This is a genomic window from Micromonospora sp. NPDC050695, from assembly GCF_040654415.1.
In the GTDB taxonomy this organism is placed as follows: Bacteria; Actinomycetota; Actinomycetes; order Mycobacteriales; family Micromonosporaceae; genus Micromonospora.
The window spans coordinates 25,407-34,168 of record NZ_JBFAHZ010000004.1 but is presented as its reverse complement, the minus strand read 5'-3'; the positions used below and the strand labels follow the sequence as shown (position 1 = coordinate 34,168).

Here is an 8,762-nt window from a genome sequence, read left to right as displayed (position 1 = left end):
CCCGCAGTCGCGAACGAGAGGCAAGACCGGTGAGCGCCAGCGTGCGGAACGACGAACGGGACGAGCGGGCCGAGACGACGTGGCAGACGCTGCGCCGCGGTCTGGCGCTGTCGCCGGAGCTGCGGACCGGGCTGGCCGGCACGTTGGCCCTGGCGCTGGTGTACATGGTCGGGCGGGTAGCCGTGCCGGTCGCCGTGCAGCAGGGCATCGACCGGGGCATCGTCGGCGGCCTGAACCTGGACGTGGTCTGGTCGGTGGTGGCGATCACCGCGGTGATCCTCACGGTCACGACCCTCTGCGGGTACCTGATGATGCGCCGGCTGTTCACCGTCAGTGAGACGGCGCTGGCCAACGTGCGTACCCGGGCGTTCCGGCACGTGCACGACCTGTCGATGCTGCACCAGCAGTCGGAGCGGCGCGGGTCGCTGGTGTCCCGGGTGACCAGCGACGTCGACCAGATCACCCAGTTCCTTCAGTGGGGTGGGGTGATCCTGCTGGTCAACCTCGGTCAGCTGGTGGTCACCACCGCCGTCATGCTGGCGTACTCCTGGCAGTTGACCCTGGTGGTGCTGGCCGCGTTCCTGCCGGCGGTGTTCGTCATCCGGCAGTTGCAGCGCCGTCTGGGCGCGGCGTACGCGACGGTGCGTCAGCGCACCGGCACGCTGCTCGGCGCGATCGGCGAGAGTGTGGTCGGCGCGCCGGTGATCCGGGCGTACGGCATCGCGGGGCGCACCGCCCGGCGGCTGGACGAGGCCATCGACGGTCAGCGCACGGCGCAGCAGCGGGCGATCCGGATCAGCATCGTGGGCAGCTCGGTTGGTGAGCTGGCCGCCGGGGTGGCGCTGGCCGGTGTGGTGGTGCTCGGGGTGACGCTGGGCGTGGACGGCACGTTGTCGATCGGCCAGCTGACCGCGTTCCTGTTTCTGGTGACGCTCTTCATCCAGCCGGTGCAGATCGCCACCGAGGTGCTCAACGAGGCGCAGAACGCGATTGCGGGCTGGCGTCGGGTGCTGGACGTGCTGGACGTCGCCCCGGACGTGGCCGACCCGGGGGAGCAGGGACGCGACCTGCCGGGCGGGCCGCTGGACATCCGCTTCTCGGGGGTGCGGTTCGCGTACCCCGGTGGTCCGCCGGTGTTGCACGACATCGACCTGGACATCCCGGCGAAGAGCCGGGTGGCGGTGGTTGGTGAGACCGGCAGCGGCAAGACCACCTTCGCCAAGTTGCTCACCCGCTTGATGGACCCGTCGGCGGGCGCGGTGCTGCTGTCCGGTGTGCCGCTGTCGGAGGTCCGCTTCGACTCGCTGCGCTCCCGGGTGGTGATGGTGCCGCAGGACGGGTTCCTCCTCGACGCGACGGTGGGGGACAACGTCCGCTTCGCCCGTCCGGAGCTGACCGACGAGCAGCTCGGCGCCGCCTTCACCGCGCTGGGTCTGTCGGACTGGCTGGCCGGTCTGCCGGCGGGCCTGGACACGCCCGTCGGCGAGCGGGGTGAGGCGCTCAGCGTCGGGGAGCGGCAGTTGGTCGCGTTGGCCCGGGCGTACGTCGCCGACCCGGACCTGTTGGTCCTGGACGAGGCGACCAGCGCGGTGGACCCGGCGACGGAGGTGCGTCTGCAACGCACCCTGGACGCGGTCACCCGGGGTCGGACGACCCTCGCCATCGCGCATCGGCTCTCCACGGCGCAGGCCGCCGACGAGGTGATCGTGGTGGATCGGGGGCGGGTGGTGCAGCGTGGCCCGCACGACGAGCTGGTCCGTGACGCCGACTCGGTCTACGGCCTGCTCTTCGCCTCCTGGCTGGAGCAGACCCGGTAACGAAATGTCGGTGTGGTGGACGACGACGGACGGGTGCTCTACGCTCCGGGTTAGGTAAGCCTAACCTTCGAAGGAGGTCGCGCATGCGGCCCAGCCCCGCCGAGATCGTTCGTACCCTCGTCGCCGGTCGGCTGCCCGGCCTCGTGCACCTGGCCCACCGGCCCGGCCCGCACCACGCCCGGCACGTCACCGACCCGGACGGTCGGGTGCTGTTGCTGGTGCCGGTGGCCAGTCATCTGGCCGCCGCGCTGCGCCCGGCCGCCGGAGGCTCCGACGTCGCGGTGGTGCTCGACGTGCTCGACCTGCCGCCCGCCGCCGGCGCGCCCGGGCTGGGCCGGGCCTGGGTCTCCGGGTGGGCCGCCGAGCTGTGCGGGGACGAGGCCCGCCGCGCGGCCGTCGACTTCGCCGCCGTGGACCCCACCGGTGACCTGCTCGACGTGGGCACCCGGTTCCGGCTGTACCGCTTCGAGGTGGTCGAGGTCCGCTGGGAACGCGCCGGCGCGGTGCGGCGCATCGACCCCGGGGAGTACGCCGAGGCCGAGCCGGACCCGGTGCACCCGGTCGAGGCGCGGCTGCTGGCCGACCTCGCCGAGCGCGACGCCACCCAGGTGACCGCGTACCTGCGCCGGCAGCTCGGATTGACCGAGCAGACCCCGGACGGGCCGCCCCGGGTGGTGCGCGTCGACCGCTACGGGCTGGTGGTCGCCCTCGGCCGCCCCGGCGCCCGCCGCCGGGTGCGGCTGGCCTTTCCCGGCCCGGTGGCCGACCCCGACGAGCTGACCCGGCTGCTGCCGCCGCTGCGCCGCCCCGCCAGCGTCCCACCGCCGCGCTGACCGCTGCCGCCCACCGACGGTCTAGGTCGGCAGCGGCCCGGTGAGGTAGCGCTGGATGGTGGGGCCGATCGCGGCGGCCAGCGCCTCCGCGTCGGCGGACGCGACCGGTTCCATCCGGATCACGTGCCGCATCATCGCCAGGCCGATCATCTGGGTGGCCACCAGGGAACCGCGCAGCGGCAACTCGGCCGGCGCGACGTGGAGCGCTTCGAGCACCCGCCGCAACACCTGCGTGGTGATGAACTCGCGCAGCAGCCGCGCGGTCCACTCGTTGCTCACCGCCGAGCGCAGCAACGCCACCCCGGCGCTGCCGGCCGGGGAGTCCCAGACGCCGAGGAAGATGCGCACCATGCGCTCACCGACGCCGTCCCGGTCGCCGGCGAGCACGCTCGGCACCAGCTGCCCGGGGTCGACCGGGAAGTTCATCGCGGTCAGGAAGAGCTGGTCCTTGCTGCCGAAGTAGTGGTGCACCAGCGCTGGGTCGACGCCCGCCGCGGCGGCGATGGCGCGGATCGAGGCGGCGTCGAAGCCACGCTCGGCGAACGCCGCCCGCGCCGCGTCGAGGATCGCCTCCCGGGTGCCCGGATTGCCGGGTCGCCGGCCGGTTCGCCGCGTCATCGCCACCCTTCGTTCCTCCCGCTGATGCCGCCGGTCAGCCGCTGCGCCGGCGCAGGGTGGCCGCCGCGAGCACCAGCGCCAGCACCACCGAGCCGACCACCACCGCCACGTCCCGCCACATCCTGCCGGTCGGCTCGGTGTGGGCACCCACCTCCTGCAACGCCTCGATGGCGTACGACAGGGGGAAGGCGTCACTGAGCGCCTGGAGCCAGCCGGCCATCTGGTCGCGGGCCACGAACAGCCCGCACAGCAGCAGCTGGGGGATCACCACGACCGGCAGGAACTGTACTGCCTGGAACTCGGTGCGGGCGAAGGCGCTGCAGAACAGCCCGAGGGCGACACCGAGCACCGCGTCGAGGACCGCGATGCCGATCACCAGGGCACCGCTGCCGGCGGTCTGGAGATCGAAGACCCAGTACGCGACGGCGGCGGCGACCGCGGCCTGTACGGCGGCGGCCGCCCCGAACGCGATGCCGTAGCCGAAGAGCAGGTCGAGTTTGCCCAGCGGAGTCGTGAGCAGCCGCTCCAGCGTGCCGGAGGTGCGCTCACGGAGCATGGCGATGCTGGTCACCAGGAACATGATCACGAACGGGAAGATGCCGAGCATCACCAACGCGATCCGGTCGAACGTGGACGGTGCGCCGGGCGGGGTCGGCTGGTCGGCGTACATGAAGTAGACCAGGGTGAGCAGGACGGTCGGCACCGCCACCAGCAGTGCGATGGTGCGTCGGTCGTGCCGGAGTTGGCGCAGGATGCGCCCGGTGGTGGCCGCCAGGATGCGCGCGCTCACGAGGCTCCTCCGCTGGGTGCCGCGCCGGCCCGGATCAGTCGCAGGAACGCCTCGTCGAGGTCGTCCACGCCGGCCGCCGCGCGGATCGCGGCCGGGCTGTCGTCGGCGATCAGCCGTCCCTCCCGGATCAGCAGCAGGCGGTCGCAGCGGGCCGCCTCGTCCATCACGTGGCTGGACACCAGCAGCGTGGTGCCGGCCGCCGCCATCGCGTGGAACCGGGCCCACAGGTCGGCCCGCAGCACCGGGTCCTGACCTACGGTCGGCTCGTCGAGGATGACCAGCTCCGGATCGCCGACCAGCGCGCAGGCCAGCGAGGCGCGGCTGCGCTGGCCGCCGGAGAGGGTGGCGACCAGCTGGCCGGCCGCCTGCGCCAGCCCCACGTCGCCGACCGCCCGGTCGGCCTCGGCGCGCCCCCGCCCGTACAGGGCCGCGAAGTAGCGGGCGTTCTCCCGCACGGTCAGGTCGGCGTACACGCTCGGCGCCTGCGTGAGGTAGCCCACCTGGTGGCGCAGCGCGGGAGCGCCGGCGGGCTGACCCAGGACGGTGATCGTCCCGCTGGTGACCACCTGCACGCCGACCACCGCGCGCATGAACGTCGTCTTGCCGCTGCCGCTGGGGCCGAGCAGCCCGGTGACGGCTCCACGGGCGACCGTGCAGCTGATGCCGTCCAGCACCCGCCGTCCGCCCCGGTCGACGACCAGGTCGCGGACGGCTATCGCATCGCCCATCACACACCTCCGAGAAAACTCATCGACTGATGAACTCAACGCTAGATGAGATGCCGTCCCCGGCGCAACGCCCGAACCTCGGTCACCTGGGCGGCCCCGTCGCGAGGGGCGGGACAACGGGCAGTAGCCTTCGGACCGGACACCGGGTCCGCCATCGGGCATTGCGCCCTGATCGGACGTACGGCACGATGGCGCGGTGGGTCACGCTCCGTTACCGGACAGCGGTTTTCTTGAAGACTGGGCCGCGCGGCTGCGGCAGGCCGCCGAACGACCGGTCGTCGGCATCCTCCTGCGCGGCAGTCACGCCCGCCGGGCCGCCACCGCGCACAGCGACGTCGACCTCGACGTGCTGGTCGGCGGCGCCCCGTACGCCGCCCGACGGGCGTACCTGGCCGAATCCGCCGGCCGGCTGACCCACGTGTCGGTGGCCGCCCGGGACGTCCGCTCCTGGGTGCATCGGCTCGGTGAGCCGGCCGACTGGGCGTTCGGGCTGCCGGTCACCGCGCCCGCCCGGCTGCTCTGGGCCGACCCGCACTGGCGGCCCCGGATCGACCTGCCGGTGCTCTGCCAGCCCGCCGAACCACCCCGGCTGGAGGAGATGATCGCCGCCCTGGGCAAGGCCGCCGCCGCCCGGGCGGCCGACGACCGGCTCGGCGTCCGACTCGCCGTCGCCGACCTGGCCCGGCTCTGCCCGTCGGTGCTGCGCCCGGCCAACCCGTCGGTGCGGGTGTCCTCCCGCCGGGCGGCCTTCGCGGCGGCCCTGGACCTGCCGGTCGCCCCGGCCGGCTACCGGGAGGACATGCTGCTCTGCCTCGGTCTGCGCCCGGGCTCCACCGGGCAACTCTGGGTCGCCGCAGTGCGGCTGGTCGCCGGCACGCTGCCGCTGATCCGCCCGTACGCCGAGGTGATCGCCGAGGCCGCCGGCACCGACCTGGCCGACGCCCTGGTCGACGGGCGGCTGGACCGCTACGTCGCCCAGTTGGCCCGGCCCGCCGGCCCCCGACCGGTAACCGGACGGGAGCGGTCGCCGGTCCCCGCCCCGCGTGCGGGACAATGGGTCACTGTGCCCGTACCTGACGCGCCGGTGACCGGCGTCCCCAGCGAACCGAGCGGCCCGGCGGCGTCCACGCCGGCCCGTCCGTCCCGGCTCGACCCGGCCATCGCGGCCCGGCTGCGCCGCACCGCCGACGGCCTGGTCGCCGCCGTGGTCCGCGCGCACGACTCCGGTGAGGTGCTGATGGTCGCCTGGATGGACGACGAGGCGCTGCACCGCACCCTCACCACCGGCCGGGCCACCTACTGGTCGCGCAGCCGGCGCGAGTACTGGGTCAAGGGCGCCACCTCCGGGCACCACCAGTACGTCCGCTCGGTCGCCCTGGACTGCGACGGCGACGCGCTGCTGGTCAGCGTGGAGCAGGTCGGCGCCGCCTGCCACACCGGCCACCGGACGTGCTTCTTCACCGAACTGCCGGTGACGGGGACGGGGGCACGGCCGTGACCGACGGCGCGGTGAGCCCCGACCTGACCAGCTTCACCGAGCTGGCCGCGCACTGGCGCGTCGTGCCGGTCACCCGGCGGCTGCTGGCCGACGCGGAGACCCCGGTCGGGGTCTACCGCAAGCTGGCCGGTGGACCCGGGACGTTCCTGCTGGAGTCGGCCGAACAGGGCGTCGGCTCGGCCGGCATGGCCTGGTCGCGGTACTCGTTCATCGGGGTCCGCAGCAGCGCCACCCTCGTCGAGCGGGACGGCGTGGCGACGTGGCTCGGCCAGCCGCCGGCCGGTCTCCCGACCGAGGGCGACCCGGTGCGGGTGCTCCGGGAGACCGTCGCGGCGCTCGCCGGCCCGGTCGGCGACCCCTCCGACGGGCTGCCGCCGCTGACCGGGGGCATGGTCGGCTACCTCGGCTACGACCTGGTCCGCCGCTTCGAGCGGCTGCCCGAGCTGACCGAGGACGACCTGGGCGTGCCGGAGCTGGGCATGATGCTCGCCACCGACCTGGTGGTGCTCGACCACTACGACGGCTCGGCGATCCTGGTCGCCAACGCGCTGCTGCCACCGTTGGACGCCCCGGACCGCGTCGCGCAGGTCACCGCCGCGTACCACCACGCGGTCGGTCGGCTGGACGCGATGAGCACCGCGCTGTCCCGGCCCATCCCTCCGATGATCTCCACGGTCGAGCGTCCGCCGGTCGGCGAGGTGCTCTGCCGTACGCCCGACGGCGGCTACCCGAAGGCGGTGGAGGCCGCCAAGGAGGCGATCCGGGCCGGCGAGTGCTTCCAGATCGTGCTGTCGCAGCGCTTCGAGCGGGCCACCCACGCCGATCCGCTGGACGTCTACCGGGTGCTGCGCACCAGCAACCCCAGCCCGTACATGTACCTGCTGCGCTTCGACGGCTTCGACATCGTCGGCTCGTCACCGGAGGCGCACCTGAAGGTCACCGCCGGCGCGGACGGGCAGCGCCGGGCTCTGCTGCATCCGATCGCGGGCACCCGCCCGCGCGGCGACACGCAGGCGGCCGACGCGGCGCTGGCCGCCGAGCTGCTCGCCGACCCGAAGGAGCGGGCCGAGCACGTGATGCTGGTCGACCTGGGCCGCAACGACCTGGGCCGGGTGTGTCAGCCGGGCAGCGTGCAGGTGCCCGAGTTCGCGACCATCGAGCGGTACAGCCACGTGATGCACATCGTCTCCACCGTGACCGGCACGCTGCGTGACGACCAGAGCGCGTTCGACGCGCTCGCCGCGACCTTCCCGGCGGGCACGCTCTCCGGCGCTCCCAAGGTGCGGGCCATGGAGATCATCGAGGAGTTGGAGCCGGTGCGTCGCGGCCTCTACGGCGGCACGGTCGGCTACTTCGGCTTCGGCGGCGACCTGGACATGGCGATCGCCATCCGGACGGCGCTGATCCGCGACGGCCGCGCCTACGTGCAGGCCGGCGCGGGGGTGGTGGCCGACTCGGACCCGGCCGCCGAGGACCAGGAGACGCGGAACAAGGCCGCCGCCGTGCTGGCGGCGATCGCCGCCGCCGAAACGCTCCGGCCGGCCCGATGAGCGCCGAGGGTGGCGACCGGGCCGTGGTGGCTCGGCGCGCGTTGACGTACGCCGTGGTGCTCTGCGTGGCCGGGGCGGGCCTGGCGCTCTGGGCGGCGACCCGGACCTGGTCCCTGGAACTGACCCTGCGGCCGGCGCCGCTGCCCCCGGTGCGCGACGCGCGCAGCGGCGCCGCCCTGCAGCCGTGGCTTCCGGCGCTGGCCCTGGTCACGCTGGCCGGCGGCGGCGCGCTGCTGGCGACCCGGGGTCGGGTGCGGCGCCTGCTCGGCGTGCTGGTCGGTGTGCTCGGGCTGGCCGTGGCGGCCGGCGGCGGGTACGGCCTGGTCGCTGACCTCGACGGCGTGGTGAGCCGGCAGTGGCCGGCGCTGTGCCTGCTCGGCGGGCTGTTGGCCGCCGTGGGCGGCGGGTGGACGGCGTGGCGGGGCGACGGGTGGCCGGCGATGGGCGCCCGGTACGAGCGGCCGGCGCGCACCGTCACGGAGAGTGCGTCGCCGGCGGTCGGCCCGGCGGGATCGTCCGCTCCGCTGGCCGGGCGGCGGACCACCGAGGCGTGGGACGCGCTGGACCGGGGCGAGGACCCGACGGCGGGCTGATCCGCCCGCCGGCTGCCTGCGCCCCGGCCGCCTGCGACCCGGCGTCAGCCGACGGGTTGACGGTCCCGCGGCGACCGGCGGGCGGCGACGCGCGCGGCGGTCAGCTCGGCGACCAGGCGGTCCAGTTCGGCGCGCTGGTCGGCGCGGGCCCGGTCGGCGCACACCGCCTCCCAGGCGTTGCCGCGTGCGGTGCGCATCCGCCCCTCGCCGACGACGGCCCGTTCCAACGTGTGTACGACGCCAACGGCCAGCGACGCCACGGTCCGCGAGATGGTGGTCAGCCCGATGCTCGGGGTCGGCTCGGCAATGCTCATGGTCACCTCGCACGAGGAGTT

9 protein-coding genes and 1 pseudogene are annotated in these 8,762 nt (G+C 74.5%); 6 read left to right on the top strand and 4 right to left on the bottom strand.

Annotated features, from left to right (window positions below):
* Positions 1-41: 41 nt before the first annotated feature.
* Together AB0H52_RS04105 and AB0H52_RS04100 are read left to right on the top strand one after the other, a co-directional pair.
* Complete coding sequence (locus AB0H52_RS04105) at positions 42-1,817, top strand: ABC transporter ATP-binding protein (protein WP_151491259.1); 1,776 nt, start codon at positions 42-44, stop codon at positions 1,815-1,817.
* Between the two features lie 83 nt (positions 1,818-1,900).
* On the top strand, positions 1,901-2,650 hold the full coding sequence (locus AB0H52_RS04100) for a DUF2470 domain-containing protein (RefSeq protein ID WP_151491254.1): 750 nt from the start codon (positions 1,901-1,903) through the stop codon (positions 2,648-2,650).
* A gap of 21 nt (positions 2,651-2,671) precedes the next feature.
* On the opposite strand, the gene AB0H52_RS04095 is transcribed toward AB0H52_RS04100, so the two are convergent.
* Genes AB0H52_RS04095 through AB0H52_RS04085 form a run of 3 tightly spaced genes read right to left on the bottom strand, consistent with a single transcriptional unit; the run spans position 2,672 to position 4,786 of the window.
* Positions 2,672-3,268, bottom strand: coding sequence for a TetR family transcriptional regulator (locus AB0H52_RS04095; RefSeq protein ID WP_357945142.1), 597 nt, complete (start codon positions 3,266-3,268; stop codon positions 2,672-2,674).
* A gap of 34 nt (positions 3,269-3,302) precedes the next feature.
* Complete coding sequence (locus AB0H52_RS04090) at positions 3,303-4,058, bottom strand: ABC transporter permease (RefSeq protein ID WP_357945139.1); 756 nt, start codon at positions 4,056-4,058, stop codon at positions 3,303-3,305.
* Positions 4,055-4,786, bottom strand: coding sequence for an ABC transporter ATP-binding protein (locus AB0H52_RS04085; RefSeq protein ID WP_357945136.1), 732 nt, complete (start codon positions 4,784-4,786; stop codon positions 4,055-4,057). Before AB0H52_RS04085 ends, AB0H52_RS04090 begins: the two co-directional genes overlap by 4 nt.
* A gap of 598 nt (positions 4,787-5,384) precedes the next feature.
* On the opposite strand from AB0H52_RS04085, the pseudogene AB0H52_RS04080 reads away from it, so the two are divergent.
* The 4 genes and pseudogenes from AB0H52_RS04080 to AB0H52_RS04065 form a co-directional block, all read left to right on the top strand.
* Positions 5,385-5,669, top strand: a pseudogene (locus tag AB0H52_RS04080) (phosphoribosyl-AMP cyclohydrolase); the annotation flags it as partial.
* Positions 5,670-5,849: 180 nt separating this feature from the next.
* Entirely contained in the window at positions 5,850-6,284 is a 435-nt protein-coding gene (hisI, locus tag AB0H52_RS04075; RefSeq protein WP_278126845.1) for a phosphoribosyl-AMP cyclohydrolase, read from the top strand.
* Positions 6,281-7,834, top strand: a complete 1,554-nt coding sequence (locus tag AB0H52_RS04070) for an anthranilate synthase component I (protein WP_357945133.1) — start codon at positions 6,281-6,283, stop codon at positions 7,832-7,834. Before hisI ends, AB0H52_RS04070 begins: the two co-directional genes overlap by 4 nt.
* Positions 7,831-8,427, top strand: a complete 597-nt coding sequence (locus AB0H52_RS04065) for a Trp biosynthesis-associated membrane protein (protein WP_357945130.1) — start codon at positions 7,831-7,833, stop codon at positions 8,425-8,427. The genes AB0H52_RS04070 and AB0H52_RS04065 overlap by 4 nt, the downstream gene beginning before the upstream one ends.
* A gap of 44 nt (positions 8,428-8,471) precedes the next feature.
* On the opposite strand, the gene AB0H52_RS04060 is transcribed toward AB0H52_RS04065, so the two are convergent.
* Positions 8,472-8,741 carry a hypothetical protein gene (locus AB0H52_RS04060; protein ID WP_151491248.1) on the bottom strand — a complete coding sequence of 90 codons (270 nt, stop codon included), beginning with the start codon at positions 8,739-8,741 and terminating at the stop codon, positions 8,472-8,474.
* Between the last annotated feature and the right edge of the window lie 21 nt (positions 8,742-8,762).

Coding starts and splice junctions, on each gene's coding strand:
- AB0H52_RS04065 (WP_357945130.1), top strand. CDS start 7,831: ATGAGCGCCGAGGGTGGCGACCGGGCCGTGGTGGCTCGGCGCGCGTTG.
- AB0H52_RS04060 (WP_151491248.1), bottom strand. CDS start 8,741: ATGAGCATTGCCGAGCCGACCCCGAGCATCGGGCTGACCACCATCTCG.
- AB0H52_RS04085 (WP_357945136.1), bottom strand. CDS start 4,786: ATGGGCGATGCGATAGCCGTCCGCGACCTGGTCGTCGACCGGGGCGGA.
- AB0H52_RS04095 (WP_357945142.1), bottom strand. CDS start 3,268: ATGACGCGGCGAACCGGCCGGCGACCCGGCAATCCGGGCACCCGGGAG.
- AB0H52_RS04100 (WP_151491254.1), top strand. CDS start 1,901: ATGCGGCCCAGCCCCGCCGAGATCGTTCGTACCCTCGTCGCCGGTCGG.